Source organism: Pararoseomonas sp. SCSIO 73927, assembly GCF_037040815.1.
Classification (GTDB): domain Bacteria; phylum Pseudomonadota; class Alphaproteobacteria; order Acetobacterales; family Acetobacteraceae; genus Roseomonas.
On the sequence record NZ_CP146232.1, the window covers coordinates 1,124,829 to 1,143,300 of the forward strand.

19 protein-coding genes are annotated in these 18,472 nt (G+C 72.5%); 10 read left to right on the forward strand and 9 right to left on the reverse strand.

What is annotated here, in order from left to right; all coding sequences use genetic code 11:
* Nucleotides 1-201: 201 nt before the first annotated feature.
* The 8 genes from VQH23_RS05340 (at nt 202) to VQH23_RS05375 (ending at nt 7,636) form a co-directional block, all read left to right on the forward strand.
* Nucleotides 202-1,164, forward strand: a complete 963-nt coding sequence (locus VQH23_RS05340; protein WP_338664588.1) for a PDR/VanB family oxidoreductase — start codon at nt 202-204, stop codon at nt 1,162-1,164.
* Nucleotides 1,165-1,166: 2 nt separating this feature from the next.
* Nucleotides 1,167-2,375, forward strand: coding sequence for a Gfo/Idh/MocA family oxidoreductase (locus tag VQH23_RS05345; protein ID WP_338664589.1), 1,209 nt, complete (start codon nt 1,167-1,169; stop codon nt 2,373-2,375).
* 20 nt (nt 2,376-2,395) lie between these two features.
* Nucleotides 2,396-3,376 carry a tripartite tricarboxylate transporter substrate binding protein gene (locus VQH23_RS05350; RefSeq protein WP_338664590.1) on the forward strand — a complete coding sequence of 327 codons (981 nt, stop codon included), beginning with the start codon at nt 2,396-2,398 and terminating at the stop codon, nt 3,374-3,376.
* An 11-nt stretch (nt 3,377-3,387) separates the two neighbouring features.
* Nucleotides 3,388-3,570, forward strand: coding sequence for a hypothetical protein (locus VQH23_RS05355; RefSeq protein ID WP_338664591.1), 183 nt, complete (start codon nt 3,388-3,390; stop codon nt 3,568-3,570).
* Nucleotides 3,571-3,579: 9 nt separating this feature from the next.
* Nucleotides 3,580-4,569 (forward strand): ABC transporter substrate-binding protein, encoded by a 990-nt coding sequence (locus VQH23_RS05360; RefSeq protein ID WP_338664592.1) that lies wholly within the window; start codon nt 3,580-3,582, stop codon nt 4,567-4,569.
* A gap of 516 nt (nt 4,570-5,085) precedes the next feature.
* Nucleotides 5,086-6,681, forward strand: a complete 1,596-nt coding sequence (locus VQH23_RS05365; RefSeq protein ID WP_338664593.1) for a flavin monoamine oxidase family protein — start codon at nt 5,086-5,088, stop codon at nt 6,679-6,681.
* Nucleotides 6,678-7,148: a cytochrome c gene (locus VQH23_RS05370; RefSeq protein ID WP_338664594.1), complete on the forward strand. Its 471-nt coding sequence runs from the start codon at nt 6,678-6,680 to the stop codon at nt 7,146-7,148. Before VQH23_RS05365 ends, VQH23_RS05370 begins: the two co-directional genes overlap by 4 nt.
* On the forward strand, nt 7,145-7,636 hold the full coding sequence (locus tag VQH23_RS05375; RefSeq protein ID WP_338664595.1) for a RidA family protein: 492 nt from the start codon (nt 7,145-7,147) through the stop codon (nt 7,634-7,636). The genes VQH23_RS05370 and VQH23_RS05375 overlap by 4 nt, the downstream gene beginning before the upstream one ends.
* Nucleotides 7,637-7,739: 103 nt before the next feature.
* Here VQH23_RS05375 and VQH23_RS05380 read toward each other — a convergent pair whose 3' ends face one another.
* The 9 genes from VQH23_RS05380 to VQH23_RS05420 are packed head-to-tail and all read right to left on the reverse strand — an operon-like array spanning nt 7,740 to nt 16,329.
* Entirely contained in the window at nt 7,740-8,534 is a 795-nt protein-coding gene (locus VQH23_RS05380; RefSeq protein WP_338664596.1) for an ABC transporter permease, read from the reverse strand.
* The gene (locus VQH23_RS05385) at nt 8,534-9,481 is read right to left on the reverse strand and encodes an ABC transporter permease (protein ID WP_338664597.1); all 948 of its coding nucleotides are present in this window, start codon (nt 9,479-9,481) and stop codon (nt 8,534-8,536) included. The genes VQH23_RS05380 and VQH23_RS05385 overlap by 1 nt, the downstream gene beginning before the upstream one ends.
* Nucleotides 9,482-9,494: 13 nt before the next feature.
* Complete coding sequence (locus tag VQH23_RS05390) at nt 9,495-11,105, reverse strand: ABC transporter substrate-binding protein (protein WP_338664598.1); 1,611 nt, start codon at nt 11,103-11,105, stop codon at nt 9,495-9,497.
* Between the two features lie 54 nt (nt 11,106-11,159).
* Nucleotides 11,160-11,621: a RidA family protein gene (locus VQH23_RS05395; RefSeq protein WP_338664600.1), complete on the reverse strand. Its 462-nt coding sequence runs from the start codon at nt 11,619-11,621 to the stop codon at nt 11,160-11,162.
* Nucleotides 11,621-12,550 carry an NAD(P)-dependent oxidoreductase gene (locus tag VQH23_RS05400; RefSeq protein WP_338664601.1) on the reverse strand — a complete coding sequence of 310 codons (930 nt, stop codon included), beginning with the start codon at nt 12,548-12,550 and terminating at the stop codon, nt 11,621-11,623. The genes VQH23_RS05395 and VQH23_RS05400 overlap by 1 nt, the downstream gene beginning before the upstream one ends.
* A complete protein-coding gene (locus tag VQH23_RS05405) occupies nt 12,547-13,530 on the reverse strand; it encodes an oligopeptide/dipeptide ABC transporter ATP-binding protein (RefSeq protein WP_338664602.1) in 984 nt (327 codons plus the stop codon). Before VQH23_RS05405 ends, VQH23_RS05400 begins: the two co-directional genes overlap by 4 nt.
* Entirely contained in the window at nt 13,527-14,528 is a 1,002-nt protein-coding gene (locus tag VQH23_RS05410) for an ABC transporter ATP-binding protein (RefSeq protein ID WP_338664603.1), read from the reverse strand. Before VQH23_RS05410 ends, VQH23_RS05405 begins: the two co-directional genes overlap by 4 nt.
* Entirely contained in the window at nt 14,525-15,676 is a 1,152-nt protein-coding gene (locus VQH23_RS05415) for a mandelate racemase/muconate lactonizing enzyme family protein (protein WP_338664604.1), read from the reverse strand. Before VQH23_RS05415 ends, VQH23_RS05410 begins: the two co-directional genes overlap by 4 nt.
* A complete protein-coding gene (locus VQH23_RS05420; protein WP_338664605.1) occupies nt 15,673-16,329 on the reverse strand; it encodes a GntR family transcriptional regulator in 657 nt (218 codons plus the stop codon). The genes VQH23_RS05415 and VQH23_RS05420 overlap by 4 nt, the downstream gene beginning before the upstream one ends.
* A 63-nt stretch (nt 16,330-16,392) precedes the next feature.
* On the opposite strand from VQH23_RS05420, the gene VQH23_RS05425 reads away from it, so the two are divergent.
* Nucleotides 16,393-17,250, forward strand: coding sequence for an alpha/beta hydrolase (locus VQH23_RS05425; protein ID WP_338664606.1), 858 nt, complete (start codon nt 16,393-16,395; stop codon nt 17,248-17,250).
* Nucleotides 17,251-17,309: 59 nt separating this feature from the next.
* Nucleotides 17,310-18,452 carry an FAD-binding protein gene (locus VQH23_RS05430; protein WP_338664607.1) on the forward strand — a complete coding sequence of 381 codons (1,143 nt, stop codon included), beginning with the start codon at nt 17,310-17,312 and terminating at the stop codon, nt 18,450-18,452.
* Nucleotides 18,453-18,472: the final 20 nt, after the last annotated feature.

Genomic DNA, 18,472 nt, shown 5'->3' on the forward strand with positions numbered 1-18,472 from the left:
CTGCTTAGGCTTCTAAGTTTGTTCCGGCCGCTCATGCCGTCAAGCGAAATCCTGTGCATCCCCACTCAGTTGCGAATCCTCGCATCTTCCCCGATTGATGTGCCTCCATCATCGCGAGCCTTGCCAAGGCAAACTTAGAACCCTAACCATATTCCCGACGGTGGAACCCGCACAGGGCAGCACCGGGAGGACAGGCCAAGGATGCTGGACACGCCCGCCCCCGATGCGGAGCTGATGACGCTGCGCGTCGCCCGTGCCGAACCCGCGGCCGACGGCATCCAGCTCTTCGAGCTGCGCCACCCCGATGGCGCCCCTCTCCCGCCCTTCACCCCCGGCTCGCACCTCGCCGTGCGCGTCCCCTCCGGCGCGATGCGGAACTACTCCCTCTGCAACAGCCCGGAGGAACGCGACCGCTACGTCATCGCCGTGAAGCGGGAGGAGAAGGGCCGCGGCGGCAGCGTCGGCCTCATCGACGCGACGCAGCCCGGCGCCACGCTGCAGGTCTCCGCCCCCCGTAACCTTTTCGAGCTGGACACGCGCGCCCCGGACTACATCTTCGTCGCCGGCGGCATCGGCATCACGCCGATCCTGGCGATGATCCACGCCGTGCAGGCCGCGGGAAAGCCCTTTCGCCTCTTCTATCTCACCCGCAGCGCCACCGGCACCGCCTTCCGGGACCAGATCGCGGCGCTGGGCGACCACGTCACCATCCACCACGACGAGGGCGTGCCCGACGACGCCTACGATCTCTGGCCCGTCTTCGAGGAGCCGGCCAAGGCGGGGATCTACTGCTGCGGCCCCCGCCCGCTGATGGACGCCGTGCGCGACATGACCGGGCACTGGCCGGAGAACGCGGTCCACTTCGAGGATTTCGGCTCCGACCTCGTCCGCCCGCGGGAAGACGACCAGCCTTTCACCGTGCAGATCGGCGCAAGCGGCACTCCGCTCGAAGTTCCCGTCGGCACCACGGTCCTGGAGGTGCTGCGCGCCCACGGCCACCCGCAGCCCTCCTCCTGCGAGAGCGGCACCTGCGGCACCTGCCGCACCCGCTACCTCTCCGGCGAGGTGGACCACCGCGACATGGTCCTCACCGACGCGGAGCGCCGCGGTGCCGTGATGATCTGCGTCTCCCGCGCCAAGGGCACCCTGGTGCTGGACCTCTAGCGGTGGCGGGCGACCCCATCCGCCTCGGCCCCATTCGGCTCGGTGTCGCGGGTCTCGGCCGCGCCTTCATGCTGATGCTGCCGACGCTCGCGCGGGACCCGCGCCTCGCCGTCCTCGCCTGCGCCGACCCGCGCGCCGAGGCCCGCGCCCGCTTCACGGAAGATTTCCCCGGCGCCCGCGCGCACGGGACGGTGGAGGCCCTCTGCGCCGACCCGTCGATCGAGGCGATCTACGTCGCCACGCCGCACCAATTCCACGTCGCCGATGTCCGCGCCGCCTCCGCCGCCGGGAAACACGTGCTGGTGGAGAAGCCCATGGCCCTGGCGCTGGCGGATTGCCAGGCCATGGTCGATGCGGCGCGGGGGGCGGGCATCCACCTCATCGTCGGCCACAGCCACTCCTTCGATGCCCCCTACCTCCGCGCGCGGGAGATGATCCGGTCCGGCGAGCACGGCGCGATCCGCATGATCACCGCCGTGAACTTCACCGACTACCTCTACCGCCCCCGCCGCCCGGAAGAACTGGACACCGCGCAAGGCGGCGGCGCGGTCTTCTCCCAGGCCCCGCACCAGATCGAGGTGGTCCGCCTCCTCGCCGGCCGCCCCGCCCGCAGCATCCGCGCCGCCGCCACCGTCTGGGACCGCGCCCGCGGCACGGAGGGCGCCTACAACGCCATCATCGACTTCGGCGACGGCCTTTCCGCCACCCTCACCTACAACGGCCACGGCCACTTCGACACGGACGAGTTCCAGGACTGGACCGGCGAGATGGGCCTGCCGCGCGACCCCGCCGCCTACGGCACCGCCCGCGCCGCCCTCCGTCACGTCACCAGTCCTGAGGAAGAAGCCGCGCTGAAGGAGAGGCGCGCCTACGGCCGCGGCCCCGGCGCCACCGAGGCGCGCGCTGCACCACCCCCGCCCGCCTACAACCATTTCGGCCTCGTCCTCGCCTCCTGCGAGCGGGCCGATCTCCGCCCCACCCCGCGCGGCGTCGCCGTCTACGCCGACGAGACCCGCCGCTTCGACGCCCTGCCCGCCCCCGGCGTCCCCCGCGCCGAGGTGATCGACGAGCTGGAAGCCGCCCTGCGCGGCAACACGCCGCCGCTGCACTCCGGCGAGTGGGGCATGGCGACGGCCGAGATCGTCCTCGCCCTGCTCCAATCCGCCCGCAGCGGCCGCGAAGTTCGGTTGCACCACCAAGGCGCCGCATGACGCGCCACCGGAGAGAAGCGATGACCACCCCAATCCCGACGCGCCGGGACGCGCTCCGCCTCGCCCTCCTCGGCGCCACAATTCCCGCCCTGGCGCGCGCCCAGCCCGGCCGCGGTCCCGTCCGCCTTGTCGTTCCCTACGCCCCCGGCGGCACCAACGACGTCACCGCCCGCCTCCTCGCCGCCCGCCTGGGCGAAGGCCTCGGTGTCGCCTGCGTCATCGAGAACCGCTCCGGCGCCAGCGGCGCCATCGGCGCGGGGGAGGTTGCCCGCTCCGCCCCCGACGGCCTCACCCTCCTCTACTCCAACGAGGTTCATCCCATCCTGAAGCTCGTCCAGCGCGGCGTCCCCTTCGACGCCCTGACGGACTTCGCCCCGGTGATCCGCACCGTCAGCATCCCCTACGTCCTCGTCGGCGGCACGCGCACGGACCAGACCACCGATCCCCGCGCCCTGCTGGATGCCGTGCGCCGCACCCCGGCGCGCTTCACCTTCGCCTGCTCCTCCCTCGGCTCCGTCGGCCACCTCGGCGCGGCCGCGCTCGGCCAGAAGCTCGGCGTGGAGGTGACCACCATCATCTATCGCGGCTCCGGCCCGGCGGTGAACGATCTCATCTCCGGCGCCGTGCCGCTGATGTTCGCCCCTGTCGGCGCCGTGCTGCCGATGATCCAGGGCGGCCAGCTCCGCGCCTTCGCCGTCACCGCGCCGCAGCGCATCGCCTCCATGCCCGACACCCCCGCCATGCCGGAGGTCGGCCAGCCCGAGATGCTGTTCGAGGGCTGGTGCGGCATCTGGGGCCCGCGCGGCCTGCCCGAGGAGCGCGTCAGGGCCGTCCATGCCGCCGCCCTGAACGCCCTGAAGGACAATGAGGTGGTGAACCGCCTCGCCGCCATCGGCTGCACCCCCATCGCCGAGAGCACCGAGGGTTTCACGAGGCTCCTGGCCGCCGAGCAGGCCCGCGGCGCGGCCATCGTCAGGGCCGCCGGCATCACCCCGGAGTAGAGGAGGCCCCCATGGCCCTGATCCGCATCGAGCCCGTGCAGGACGAGCGCACCGGCCGCTACTTCCTGGAGATCTACAACCCGCACGACGCGCCCGCGCCCTTCGTCACCACGCAGCCGCGCTACGCCTCCGCCACCGCGGCGGAGACGGACCTGGTGGCCATCCTCGCCGCCGCCGCCAGCAGCGCACGCTAGGAGAACCTTTTGAATCCCCTCCGCCTCTCCCTCGCCATCGGCGACTACGACCGGATCCGCCCCATCGCCGACGGCACGGTCAGGATCGACGGCGTCGATCCCGTCATGTCGGTCCTCGACCCCGAGGAGATCTTCTTCCGCGCCTTCAAGTACGCCGATTTCGATATCTGCGAGTTGTCGCTGTCCTCCTACACGGTGAAGACCGCGAGGGGCGACAGCCCCTACATCGCCGTCCCCGTCTTCCCCTCCCGTGCCTTCCGCCACACCTCCGTCTACATCCGCACGGATCGCGGCATCACGAAGCCGGAGGACCTGCGAGGCCGCCGTGTCGGCGTGCCGGAGTACCAGCTCACCGCCAACGTCTGGGTCCGCGTTATTCTGGAGGAGTACGGCGTCCGCCCCTCCGACATCACCTGGGTGCGCGGCGGCTACGAGCATCCCGGCCGCGAGGAGAAGATCGCCGTCCAGCTCCCGCCCGATGTGCGCCTGGAAAGCCTCCCCCCCGGCGCCACCATCTCTTCCGCCCTGGCGGACGGCACCATCGATGCCGTGATCGGCCCCCGCGCGCCCTCCTGCTTCGAGCGGGGCGCCCCGGATGTCGGCCGCCTCTGGTCCGACCCCGTCGCCGCCGCCTGCGAGTGGTACGGGAAGCACCGGATCTTTCCCATCATGCACGTCCTCGGCATTCGCAAGGACGTGGCGGAGAGGCACCGCTACCTCCCCGGCGCCCTGGTGAAGGCCTTCGAGGAGGCCAAGTCCGTCGCCCTCGCGAAGCTCACCAACACCGCCGCAACAAAGGTCACCCTGCCCTTCGTGGAGGAGCGCCTGCAGCACGCCCGCACCCTGATGGGCGACGACTTCTGGTCCTACGGGTTGGAAGCGAACCGCCATGGGCTGGACGTGTTCCTGGAGGCCCACCATGCCCAGGGCCTCTCCTCGCGCCGCCTGGAGCCGGAGGAGCTGTTCCACCCCGCCTCTCTTGAAGCCTTCCGCCTGTGACAGCAGAGGGGGGGGGCCATGGCTGCGCCCATAAGCGGGTGGATGGGGCGGAAGGTGGCCTCCGCTCCCAACCTCGTCGGGAGATGGAGCTGGTGCCGCCTCTTGGGCGGCGCCCCTCGGCCAGGATAGCGTCCGGGAGGTGCTTCACGGCGCCGTCGCAGAGCGTATCCGGCGACTCCAAGGGGACAGGGCCGCTTGGCGCAGCGCCGGCGCCCTCGATTTGCTGACCTAGGGCAGGGCGGGCCTGGCGCCGCGGCGGAGCCGCTCGTCGCTGCCCATCGTGTCTCTGCACGGTCGCCTCGTCCGCCCGGCCAGCGCCGCCAGCACCACCTCTACAGTCCTGCTTTCAGGGCTTTATGGACCGGGGGACGTGCCCTCTCGGCTCCGAAGAGCAGGGGGCTGATTCCATCGCTGGGGCCGCACTCACCGATCCGTGCATTCGGCACGGGTGGATTCCGATGGCAGGATTCCCACCAACGGCGCCACGCTCGCCGGCGAAGAAGGCGGAAACAGCCCATGAGCGACACCCCTGCCCCGGTTTCGAGCCGTCGCGACCTCCTCACCCGCATCGGCCTCGCCGCGGGCGGCGGCGCGATGTACCAGGCCATGACCGCCCTCGGCGTCTCGGCCGCCTCCACCTATGCCGGACCCATCCGGCTGGAGGGCGACCCGAAGGGTGCGTCCGTCCTCATCCTCGGGGCCGGCGTCGCGGGCATGGTCGCCGCGATGGAGCTTCGCAAGGCCGGCTACCGCGTCCAGGTGCTCGAGTACCGGGAGAAGCCCGGCGGCCGCGTCTGGACCCTTCGCGGCGGCGATCGCTACACCGAGCTCGGCGGCGCGACGCAGGAGGTCCGCTTCGACGAGGGCGGGTATTTCAACCCCGGGCCATGGCGCATCCCCTACAACCACCGGGGCATCCTGGACTACGCGCACCGGCTGAACGTGCCGCTGGAGCCGTTCATCCAGGTCAACCACAACGCCATGGTGCACGGCACCCGCGCCTTCGGCGGCCGGCCGAAGCGCTACCGCGAGATCATGGCCGACTATCACGGCGGCATCGCGGAGCTCCTCGCCAAGTCCACCCGCCAGGGCAAGCTGGACGGGATGGTCACGAAGGAGGACGGCGAGATCCTCATCGAATCCCTACGCTCCTTCGGAGCCCTCGACCGGGACCTGAGCTACGCGAAGAACGTGGTGACCGCCGACCGCCGGGGCTTCGACAAGGACCCGGGCGGCGGGCTCAACGCCCGCCCGGTGCCGTCCGAGCCCATGTCGCTGAAGGATGTCCTCGCCTCGCGCGGCTGGGCCTATCTCGCCTCGGGCGCGCTCTACGAGTTCCAGATGACGATGTTCCAGCCCGTTGGCGGCATGGACGTGATCGCGCAGGCCATGGCCCGGGAATGCGGCGAGGCCATCCAATACAATCGCAAGGTCGTCGGCATCCAGCAGGACGGGCGCGGTGTGACCGTCGCCTTCGAGGAGACGGGGCGCCCGGGCCAGGTGCAACAGGCCCGCGCCGACTACTGCCTGGCCACCATTCCCCTCTCTATCCTCAGCCAGATCGAGATGAACGTCAGTGCCCCCATGGCCGCCGCCATCGGGGCCGTGCCCTACGCGGCCTCGGTGAAGGTCGGCCTGCAGATGAAGCGACGCTTCTGGGAGCAGGACGAGCACATCTACGCCGGCATCTCCTACACCGACCTGCCGATCCGGATGATCCAGTACCCGGCCCATGGCTACGGCTCACGCGGCAAGGGCATCCTTCTCGGCGCCTACGCCTTCGGCCCTTATGCCTACGAGTTCACCGCCCTGTCGCCGGAGGAACGAGTCCGCCGCGCCGTGGAATGGGGCGCCCAGATCCACCCGCAGTACCGGGCGGAGTTCGACACCGGCGTCTCGGTCGGCTGGCACCGCGTCCCCTGGGCGCTCGGCTGCAACGGGATGTGGACGGACGCGACGCGCGCGGAGCACTACGACAACCTCTGCGCCCTCGATAACCGCATCCTGCTGGCCGGCGAGCACGCCTCCTACATCCCCGCCTGGCAGGAGGGGGCGGTCCTCTCCGCCCTCGACGCCGTCTCCCGCCTCCATCGCCGCGTGGTGTCCGCATGAACCGCGTCACGTCCACGGCCCTTGCCGCCGCCCTCCTCGCGCTGCCGGCCATCGCGCAGCAGCCGCAGTCCCGGCAGGCCCCGGCCGCTGCGGGGGCGCCGGCCAGCGCGCAGCAGCGGAGCGAGGGCGCGGCGGCCGACAGCCACGGCTTCGTCTCGGCCACCCGCTTCGGCCAGCGCGACGGCGCCGCCCTCTACGCCGCCACCTGCGCCGGCTGCCACATGCCGGACGGCCGCGGCGCGGCCGGTGCCGGCCAGTACCCCGCGCTGGCGGGGAACGAGAAGCTGGAATACGCGGCCTACCCCGCGAGCATCGTCCTCAACGGCCTGCGCGGCATGCCGGGCTTCGCGACCCAGATGGATGACGCGCAGGTCGCCGCCGTGGTGAACTATGTACGGACCAACCTCGGCAACCGCTACGCCGCGGATCCCGCGACCCCCGACGACGTGAAGGCCCTTCGCCAATGATCCGTGCGCTCGCTCTCGCCGCCCTTCTCTCGGCCGCGGCCCTGCCCGCGGGGGCGCAGGAGGTCACGCGCCACCGCACGCCAGGCTCCAACTTCCCCATCGCCATGGCGGTGGAGGTGCCGGCAGGCCGCACCCAGGTCCTCGTCAGCGGCATGGTGCCGGCGGTGACGAACCAGGAGGCGCCGCGCAACTCCCTCGCCTCCTTCGGCGACACCCGCGCGCAGACGAAATCCGTCCTCGACCGCATCGAGGCCGCACTGCGCTCCATCGGGCTCGGCCTCGGCGACGTCGTGCGGATGCAGGTCTTCCTTGTCGGCGATCCCGACAAGGGCGGCCGCATGGACTTCGATGGCTTCATGGCCGCCTACACCGAGCGCTACGGCACCGCGGCGCAGCCCAACCTCCCCGCCCGCTCCGTCATGCAGGTGGCGGGGCTGGTCAACCCTGGCTGGCTTGTCGAGATCGAGGTCACGGCCGTCCGGCCGTGAAACCCGGCCGCCCCCTCCCGACATTACGTCCACGCACCCGCCGCCGTGAGCCGCCTGCCCATGTCCGGGGTCGGCATGGCCAGGAGCCGAAGCATGCAGCGCGTCATGCAGCCCTTGCCTGCAAGGCCCGGCCGAGCAACGACGCCGCGATGGCCGCCAGAAGCAAGGCCAGTCCGGGGAACACCGCCAGCCAGGGCGCGGCTGTAAGATAGTTCCGGCTCTCCTGCAGGCTCGCCCCCCAATCCGGTGTCGGGGGCGGCACCCCGAGGCCGAGGAACCCGAGGGCCGCCTGGATCTGCAGCGCCAGCGGGAACAGGATCACGCACTGCAGTGCGATCGCCGGCGCGACGTTGCGCAGCACGTGCCGCAGCAGGATGGTGGCCTCCCCGTGGCCGAGCGCGCGCGCCGCCTCGACATAGGCGCGGCCACTCTCCACCAGCGCCGCCGCCCGGGCGACGCGGTAGAAGACCGGCAGGTAGATGATGGCCAGGGCGAGCACGAGGTTCCCGGGACCGCTGCCCAGCGTGCTCGCGAGAATGACGCCGAGGATGATCGGCGGAAAGGCCAGCAGCGCGTCCGCCATGCGGGAGAGCGCCAGGTCGGTGAACCGCCCCGCGAAGCCCGCCAGCACGCCCATTCCGCCGCCGAGCAGCCCCGCCAGACCCATCGCGACGCCGACGATGCCGAGCGTCGTGCCCGCGCCGTGGACGACGCGCGCGTAGACGTCGCGCCCGGTCTCGTCCGTGCCGAACCAGAACTCTGCCGAGGGCGCTTCTAGGCGCCGTGTGACCGCGACGGCATCGGACGGCCCCGCGAAGAGCCCTGGTGCGACCCCGATCGCGAGGAAGAGGGTGCAGAGGGCGAGGCCGATGGCCAGCCCGAGCGGGGCGCGCCGCATCAGGCCCCCCTCACCCGCGGGTCGATGAGCGCGTAGGTCAGGTCGATCACCAGGTTGACGAGGAGCGCCACGACGACCGTGAGCAGGAGCGCGCCCTGCAGCACCGGGTAATCGCGCCCCTGGATGGCGGCGAGCAGGGTGCGCCCCAGTCCGGGGATGCCGAACAGGGTCTCCACCACCACCACGCCTCCGAGGATCTGCACCAGGATCAGCCCGGCATAGGTGACGAGCGGGATCGCGATGTTGCGCAGGAGGTGGCGGCCGTACACCACCCGCGCCGGCAGGCCGCGTGCCCGCGCGGCCCGGACGAAGTCCTGCCGCATCAGCGCCGCGCTCTGCTGCCGGGTGAACTGCGCGTAGGCCGCCGCCTGCAGCAGCCCGAGCGCCAGCACCGGCAGCGCGATGCCCTCGAGGTTGTCGGACAGCGAGATGTCCGGCGGCGTGTAGACGAGCGGCGGGGACCAGCCCAGCCAGCCATCGGCGAGGATCAGGAGCACCATGCCCGTCCAGAAAACGGGCGCGGAGAGGCCGACGAGGGTGAACCCCTCCACCACCATGTCCGCTACCCCGCCCGGCCGTGCCCCGGCAACCATGCCGAGCGGCACGCCGACGAGGATCGCGAGGAGCAGCGTCGCCACCCCGATCTCCAGCGTCACCAGGAAGGCGTCCACCACGATGCCGAGGACGGGCAGGCCCTGGCGCATGGAGGTGCCGAGGTCCCCCTGCAGCACGTCCCCCGCCCAGGCCAGGTACTGCGCCGTCAGCGGCCGGTCCAGGCCGAAGAAGGCGCGCAGCGCCGCCTCGCTCGCCGGGTCGCCGGCGCTCTGCCCGAGCATCTCGCCGATGATGTCGCCCGGCACGGCGCGGATCAGCAGGAAGACCACCCCCGTGGCGAGCACGAGGGTGACCAGGGCGGCCCCGATCCGGCGCAGCAGGGCCTCGATCATCGGCGGGCCACCCTCACGCCGCGATCCACGCCTTGGCGAGGCCGAACCACCAGCCCGTCGGGTGCTGCACGTAGTTCCGCACCCGCTGCTGCGCGACGGTCACCAGATCGGGCGAGAAAAGCATCACCGTCGGCGCGCTCGCGTCCAGCACCTTCTGGAAATCCACGTAGGCGGCCTTCCGCCGTGCCGGATCGGCGGTCGCCATGCCCGCGTCCAGGAGACGGTCACCCTCCGCGTTGTTCCAGTTGCGGAAGTCCGCGCCCCGCGGCGGGCTGTGGAAGTGCCGGTAGTAGAGAATGTGCGGGTCGGGCTGGGTGCCCCAGTCGTTGAAGGTGAAGCGCATGTTCCGCGAGCGATAGGCGTTCAGCCAGACGCCGAGCTCCACGCGCTGGATGTTGAGGCGGATGCCCAGAGGCGCGAGCTGCTGCGCGAGGGTGACCCCGGCCGGGTCCATCCACTCGAAGCCGATGATGCTGATCAGGTCGATGCCGAAGCCGTCCGGCAGCCCGGCCTCGGCGAGGAGGGCCTTGGCGCGCGCCGGGTCCGTCCGCTGGTTCGGCAGGGCGTCGAGGGGGGCGCCCCAGCTCTCCTGCATGGCGGCGGGGATGGTGCCGAGCACCTTGCCCTTGCCACCGATGGAGGCCTGCATCACCGCGTTCTTGTCCACGGCGAGGGCGATGGCCTGCCGCACGCGCGGGTCCTTCAGCTGCGCGTGGTTGCCATCCAGGTCCAGCGAGCACTGGCGCAGGGAGGAGGTGGCGGTGATGGTGAGGCCGGCCTGTCCCTGCAGCTGCTCCGCATCCTGCGGGCGGGCGAGCAGGGCCAGGTCAACGCGGCGGCTGCGCAGCGCCACCAGCACGCTCGCGGCGTTGGGCTGCACGCTGAACAGGACACCGTCGAGATAGGGCTGGCCCTGGACCCAGTAGTTCGGGAACCGCGCCATCCGGATGTGGCTCTGCGGCCGGAACTCCTGCAGCATGAAGGGGCCGGTGCCCACCGATTGCTGGGACAGCCGCGCCCGAGCCTGGGGGTTGGCGAAGGTGTCGGCCGGCACCACGCCGCCGAAGCGGTTGGTCAGCGTCATCGGCAGGGAGGCGTTCGGCTCGGAGAGGCGGACCACCACCGTGTTCTCGTCGGGCGCCGCGATCTCCGCGATCGTGCCGAAATCGAGGGCGCCCGGGCTGCCGTTCGCGGGGTTTCGCACGTAGTCGTAGCTGTACTTCACGTCGGCCGAGGTCATCGTCCGGCCGGTGTGGAAGCGCACGCCGCGGCGCAGCGCGAAGGTGTAGGTCAGGCCGTCATCGGAGACCGCCATGGACTCCGCGAGGAGAGGCTTCGCAACCCCCGAGGCGTCCTCGTACATCAGCCCCTGGTACATCAGCAGGGTGACCGCGGTCCGCGCATCGCCGGCCTGGTGGAAGGGGTCCAGGTTCGGCGGCTCGTTGGCGATGGCCACGGTGAGGGTGCCGCCCCGCCGGGCCTGCGGGTCATCCGGCCCGTAAAGCGCCCCGGCGCCCGCGCCCTGCGCGCGGGCCGGCGGCACGGGGCCGCCGCCGAGCAGCCCCGCCCCGGCCAGGAGCGCGGTGCGGCGGTCGATCATCAGGCGGGGCAGCGAGAGCGGCATGGGGCAGATCCTCCGGTCGGCAGCGTGCGTGAGGGACGGCGTTCTCCGTGGTTCCTAGTCGTGCAGGGCGAAGACGAACTCGATCTCCACCGGCACGTTTCGCGGCAGCATGGCCACGCCCACGGCGCTGCGGGCATGGCGCCCTGCCTCGCCGAAGACCTGCCCCATGATGTTGGAGGCGGCATCGACGACCCGCGGCTGGTCCACGAAGCCCGGGGCGGAAGCGACGAAGCCCGTCAGCTTCACCACGCGCGCCACCGCGTCCAGCGACCCCGTCACGGAGCGCAGGGCGGCCAGGCCCTGCAGCGCGCAGAGCGCGGCCGCCTGCCGCCCGGCCTCCAGCTCCACCTCCTCGCCCAGCCGGCCGAGCACGGGCAGGTTGCCTTCCGCGTCGCGCGGCAACTGCCCGCTGACCCAGACCAGCCCGCGGTCGATCACGGCCGGGACGTAGTCGAAGGCCGGCTTCGGCAGGGGCGGCAGCGTCAGGCCCAATTCGGCCAGTCTCGCCTCGTGCATCACGCGGCCTCCATGAGTTCCGTGAGGGATTCGGACAGGATGGCGTCCAGGTCCCGCGCCGCGCGCCAGCCCAGGGCGCGCAGGGCGGCATCGTCCACCAGCGGCAGCTCGGGTTCACCAGGCTCCGCGCGCGCCGTGATCAGGCCAGGCCCGGCCAGCCCGTCCAGCACGGCCGCGATCCCGGCATGGGTGACGGTGAGCCCCGCCATGTTCAGCCGGCGCGGCGGCGCCTCGTGGCGCGCCAGCAGCAGCAGCGCGGCGGCCGCGTCGTCGCCGTGCACCGCGTCGAAGGGGGTGTCGGGCACCGTGAGGTCCAGCGGCTCGCGCGACGCCGCCGCCCGCAGCATGCGCGCGTAGAGGGTGGCCGCGCCGGCGTACCAGCGCCCCGGGCCGAGCACGAGCGGCAGGCGCAGCGTGACGACGGAGAGGCCCAGCGCGTCCGCGCCCCAGTCCGCCGCCATCTCGGCCATCTGCTTCGACAGGCCGTAGGCGCTCCGCGGCGCTGTCCGCGCCGCCTCGTCCACCCGGCCGGGCGCGTAGACGGAGGGCGGACCGTAGACGACGGTGGAGCCGCACCCCACCACCCGCGGCACGCCGGCCCTCCCGCAGGCCGCCAGGGCCGCGGCGAAGCCGCCGGCATTCACCGAGATGCCGCCGGCCGGATCCTCGATTGCCGCACGGGCCAGCCCATCGCCGGCCGGGTTGTGCCCGGCGGCCCAGACCAGCGCCTCCGGCCGGAAGGCCCGCAGGGCCGCCTCCAGCGCGCCCGGCGCCTCGGCGCGCCCGTCGAAGCGCGCCACGCCGTCACCGCGATCCGCCTCTCCCGGCCCGAAGGATGCGACCTGCAGCCCGGCGGCCATGGCCTGCCGCAGCAGCCTGCCGCCGACGAAGCCGCTTCCGCCCACGACGAGAAGGCGCTCCACGCTCATGACGGCGCCTCCAGGATTTCGTCGCGGATGCAGGCGGCGCGCCGGCCCGGCCGGATCTCCCGCAGGGCGGGCACGGTCTCAGCGCAGGCAGGAAGCGCGTGCGGGCAGCGCGTGCGGAACACGCAGCCGGAGGGGGGGTTGGCGGGGCTCGGGATCTCGCCGCCGAGGATGATGCGCGGCCCCCTCGCCTCCCCCGGCCGTCCCGGCGTGGCGGAGAGCAGCGCGCGCGTGTAGGGGTGGGAGGGCGCGCGCAGCACCCTCTCCGCCGAACCCTCCTCCATCACCCGCCCGAGATAGAGCACGGCGACGCGGTCGCAGAGGCTGCGCACCGCGTGGAGGTCGTGCGAGACGAAGAGCAGCGCGAGGCCCCGTTCCGCCCGCAGCTCCCGCAGCAGGGCCAGGATCTCCGCGCCGACCGAGACGTCGAGCGCCGAGACGGGCTCGTCCGCCACCACGAAGTCCGGCTCCACGGCAAGCGCCCGCGCGATGGCCACGCGCTGCCGCTGCCCGCCCGAGAGCGCGGCCGGGCGCCGGTCGTGCAGCCCTGGGGGAAGGCCGACCCGGCGCAGCAGCGCCGCCGTCCGATCCCCCGCCTCCCGCCCGCGGGCGATCCCGTGCAACGCCATGCCCTCCGCCACCGCGGCGCCGATGCCCATGCGCGGGTTGAGGCTGCCGAAGGGGTCCTGGAACACCATCTGCATCCGCCGCCGCAGCGGCCGCATGGCGGGGCGGGACAGGGCGGTGATGTCCTGCCCGTCGAAGTTCACGCGGCCCCCGCTCGGCTGGGCCAGCCGCAACAGGAGGCGGCCGAGGGTGGACTTGCCGCTCCCGCTCTCCCCCACCAGGCCCAGGGCCTCCCCGCGGCGGATCGCGATGTCCACGCCCGCCACGGCACGCACCGGCCGGCGGCGCGGGGCCAGCAGGGTCGGCCCGCCGAACTCCATTACGAGCCCCTGCCCCTCCGCAATCGGCGCGCTCATGCCAGCGCCTCCCAGCGGATGCAGCGGCTGCGCCGCCCGGGCGCGACGTCGATGAGCGGGATCGGGGCCTCGCGGCACGCCTGCACCGCCAGGGCGCAGCGGTCCGCGAAGCGGCAGTGCGGGGGCGGCGCGAGCGGGTTCGGCATCAGCCCGGGGATGCCGCGCGGCGGCGGGCCCTCCTGCGCGGGGATGCAGTCCAGCAGCGCGCGGGTGTAGGGATGCAGCGGTGCGGACAGAACCTCGGCTGCGGGCCCCTCCTCCACCACCTGCCCCGCGTAGAGCACGAGGAGGCGCTGCGCGACCTCCGCCACCAGGCCGAGATCGTGGCTGACGAAGATCATCGCCATGCCTCGCTCCCGCTGCAGGTCGCGCAGCAGTTCCACGATCTGCGCCTGGATGGTGACGTCCAGCGCCGTGGTCGGCTCGTCCGCGATCAGCAGGCGGGGCTCGCCGGCGAGCGCGAGGGCGATGACGGCCCGCTGGCGCATGCCGCCGGAGAGCTGGTGGGGGTACTCGCCGGCCCGGCGCGCCGGATCGGGGATGCCGACGAGGCGCAGCAGTTCCACCGCGCGCGCCGCCGCCTCCCGCCGCCCGAGGCGGAGCAGGTGGCGCAGCGTCTCCGCGATCTGGTCGCCGACCGTGAAGAGCGGGTCGAGCGCGCTGCCGGGGTCCTGGAAGACCACGGCGATCTCCCGCCCGCGCACGCGGCGCAGCCCCTCCCCCCGCAGCGCGAGGAGATCGACCGGCTCGCCGCCCCGGCCGCGCCAGCGGAGGTCGCCCTCCGCGCGCGTGCCCGGCTCCCCGGCCTTCATCCGCGCCACCGCCATGGCGGTCACCGACTTGCCGCTGCCGCTCTCCCCCACCAGGGCGAGCGTCTCGCCCGCCTTCACCGCGAAGGAGACGTGGGCGACCGCCGTCACCCAGCCGCGCGCGCCGAGGAAGCTGATGGAGAGACCGTCCGCTGCCAGCAGCGGAGAGGGGGCGGGCTGCGCGCTCACCGGGGACGGAAGCGCTCGAGCGCGGCGCGGTCCGGCTCGACGCCGAGGCCGGGAGTGGAAGGCACGGCGATCGCCCCTCCGGAGGGCAGGAGCGGCTCGCGGAACAGCTCGTCACGCAGCGGGTTCTCGGCCACGTCGTACTCGATCCAGGGCGGGTCCACCTCGCTCTCGGCCACGCCGGGATAGGCGGGCTGGGCGGCCACGAGCTGCACGGCCGCGGCCAGCCCCAACCCCGTGCCCCAGACATGCGGGGAGAGGCGCGCGTGGCGCAGGGTGCAGAGCTGCCCGATCAGCCGCCCCTGGGAGAGGCCACCGCAGAGGGCGAGGTCGGGCTGCGCGATGTCGATGGCGCGCGGGGCGAGCAGCCGATCGAAGGCGAAGGCGGTGTAGAGCGCCTCCCCCGTGGCGACGGGGATCTCCCGCCGCGCGTAGAGGGCCCGGAAGCCCTCCTCGTCCAGGGGACCCAGCGGTTCCTCGTACCACTCGATCCCGAAGGGCGAGATGGCGCGCATGCTGGCCTGCACCTGGTCCAACCCGTAGTTGCCGTTCGCGTCCACCGCGATCCGCATGGCATCGCCCAGCGTCTCCCGCGCCAGTCGCACGCGCGCCACGTCGTCCGCCACGCCGCGCCCGATCTTGATCTTGCAGCAGGCGAAGTCCCGGAACCGGGGAAGCTGCGCGGCCAGGCCCTGCGCCGGATCGGCGGTGAAGTAGCCGCCCGAGCCATAGACCGTGACCGTGTCCCGCGCGCGCCCGCCGATCAGCGCGTGGGCGGGCAGCCCGTGCTCCTTCCCCAGCGCGTCGTGCACGGCCATGTCGAGGCCAGAGAGCAGCGCCATCAGCCCGTTCTGGAGGCCGAAGTGGTAGTTCCGCGCGAGGACGCGGTGGAACAGCGCGCCGTGGTCGGACAGGCGGGCGCCGCGCCAGTCCGCCTCCACGAAGCCAAGATAGGGTGCGCAGAAGCCGGGGGGACCCCAGGCCTCGCCGAAGCCGCTGGTTCCGGTGTTCGTCTCGATCTCCACGATGGTGGCGCCGCGGGCGGAGACGAGGCCGCGCGCCATGCCGTAGGCATTCTCCTCCCCCATGACGTGCAGCACGGGGTGCAGCGCGATGCGGGCGATGCGGGCCATCGTATCGGGCAGGGTCATGGTGCGAGCCGCTCCCTTGAGCCTTCGAGGTGCTGGACCATCGCTGCCTCGGCCGCTTCGGCATCGCGCCGGAGGAGCGCCTCCAGGATGGCGTTGTGCTCACGGGCAGTGATCTCGGCCCCCTGCTGGTCGGCCATGTAGAGGCGGGAGGCGTGGACCTGGGCGTTGAGCGCCGACAGGGCCTGCCGTGCGGGCAGGTTGCCGGAGGCCCGGACGATGATGTCGTGGAACGCCTCATCCGCCGCTGCGTGGGTGCGGTGGGTCTGCCAGGGACCGCGCCGGACATGCGCACCCATATCCGCGAGGCAGGCACGGAGCCGCGCAGAATCTTCCGCCGTGAGGTGCAGCGCCGCCCGGGCGGCGAGCCACGGCTCGAGCCGTAGCCGCGTCTCGTAGAGGTCTCGGAGAAAGGCGGCATCCGGGAGTGGCGCGACGCTGAAGCCGATGAACGGCTCCACGGTCACCAGCCCCCGTGCCGTAAGGGCGGCCAGCGCCTCCCGCAGCGGCGTGGTGGAGACGGACATCTCCCGCGCCAGGGCATCGACGTTCAGCCGCGCCCCCGGTTGCAGGTCGCGATCCATGATCCGGGCCTGGAGCCTGGCCCGGACCTGTTCCCCGAGCCCGATCCGCTGGACTGTGCTTGCATCTTGCATCCTATAGGATATGGGATGGGAACGGCGCCGCCCTGTCAAGCGCCTTCCGAGGAGGTTCCGACGATGACGACGAACGCGCCCTGGACTTCGCTCACCTCTGAGGAGCACGAGTTCCACTACAACCCGCAGCGCGCCTTCCCCGACTTCGCGACGCACAGGGTGCGCCGGGCACCCCTGAACGATCCTGCCCTCGCCGGTCCGGGCCGCATCGCGGACCTGTCCTACGGCGAGCACCCGCGCCGCCGGCTGGACATCTACCCGGCGGCGCGGCCGCGGGCGCCGATGCACGTGTTCTTCCACGGCGGGTACTGGCGGGCGAACGACAAGAACGGCTTCGCCTTCGTGGCCAAGGCCCTGGTCCGGCGCGGCTTCACGGCCGTGATCCCGAGCTACGAGCTCTGCCCGGGCTCCACGCTCGATGGCACGGTGGACTCAGCGCTCGCCGCCATCGAGTGGATCGCTCGCAACGGGGGGGACTACGGCGGGGATCCGGCCTCCGTCAGCCTGTCCGGCCATTCCGCCGGGGCGCATCTCTGCGCGGCGGCGCTGGCGACCGACTGGTCTGCGCGCGGGCTCGCCCCCTCCTTCCTGACATCGGCCACGATGATCAGCGGCGTGTACGACCCGGCTCCGGCCATGCTGACGACCGTCAACGAGGACCTGCGGCTGACGCCGGAGATCGCCGCGCGTCAGGACTACGAGCGGGCGGCGCCGCGGTCACCCGCCCGGGTCAGCCTCTTCGTCGGCGGTAGGGAACCGTGGCACTGGATCGATCAGACCTTCCGCTACTCGCACCACCTGCGCCGCCATGGTCGTGACCCCGCGGTGCAGGTGATCCCTGGCCACGATCATTTCGGCATCCTGGACGAGTACGTCGCCGAGGACAGCCCCGTCCTCAAGGCGATCTCAAGCCCGGACTAGGCTCGAGCCTCGGCTCTTCAGAAGAGGGCGGTGCTGGCGAGGAGGATGGCGGAGAAGACATGGCCTTCCTCGCCGTGGTGACGGCCCTTACGTCCGCTCGGGCGAGCTGTGCGCTCGGCATCGGCAGCTGGAACCGCCTGGACCTGCTGGTGATGGGCAACGCGCTGGTGGCGTGGCTACTCTACAGCCTGAGGCGCCAGGGCGTGCCGATCCGCTTCGATACGGCAGTCGCCGGGCTGCTGCTGGACGGCGGGCGGGTGACCGGGGCGGTGCTGCGCGGCCCCGAGGGCAAGAGGCCCATCCTTGCCCTGCGCGGGGTGATGCTGGCGACCGTTGGGGTGGCCTGGAAGCCAGCGCTGCGCGAGCGCCTGTTCCCCGAGGCTGCGCGCCCTCTCTACCTGGCGCCGGAGGGCAGTACCGGGGACGGCATCGCGGCGGGGATGGGCATCGGCGCGGCCCTGGACGATGCCGGGGACAGCGTCGGACTGTGGATGCCGTGCTCCGTGCTGGAGCGGCCCGATGGAACCCGCTCCGTCTGGCCGCATGTCGTGCTCGACCGGGCCAAGCCCGGGCTGATCGCCGTGAACGGCGGCGGCCGGCGCTTCGTCAACGAGTCGGACTCCTACCATGACTTCTGCATGGGGCTGCTGCGCGCCGGAACGGCGCCGGGACGACCGGCGCACCTGGTCTGCGATCGCGGCTTCATCCGCGACTACGGCATCGGGCTCGTGCACCAAGGCAAGCGGCGGCTGACGCCCTTCCTCGACGCCGGCTACCTCATCGAGAGCGCGACGCTGAAGGAGCTGGCCGGCCAGATCGGCGTGCCCCCGGCTGCGCTGGAGCGGAGCGTGGCCGAGCACAACCGCTTCGCCGCGACAGGCGTGGACGAGGCGTTCGGCAAGGGCAGCACGCCGATGAACCGCTTCAACGGCGACCCGGAGAACCGGCCAAATCCCTGCCTGCGGCCGATCGGGCCGGGCCCGTTCTACGCCGTGGCCGTCCGGCCCGCGGACCTAGCCGGCAGCGCGGGGCTTTGCGCGGATGCGAGTGGCCGCGCCCTGGACACCGAGGGGCGGCCGATCGAGGGCCTGTACGTCGGCGGGAACGACATGGCCTCAATTTTCCGGGGCACCTATCCCGGACCGGGCACGACAATCGGGCCCGCCATGGTGCTCGCCTGGCGCGCCGCGCGGCGGGGGTGATGGACAGATAGCGGCCCCTT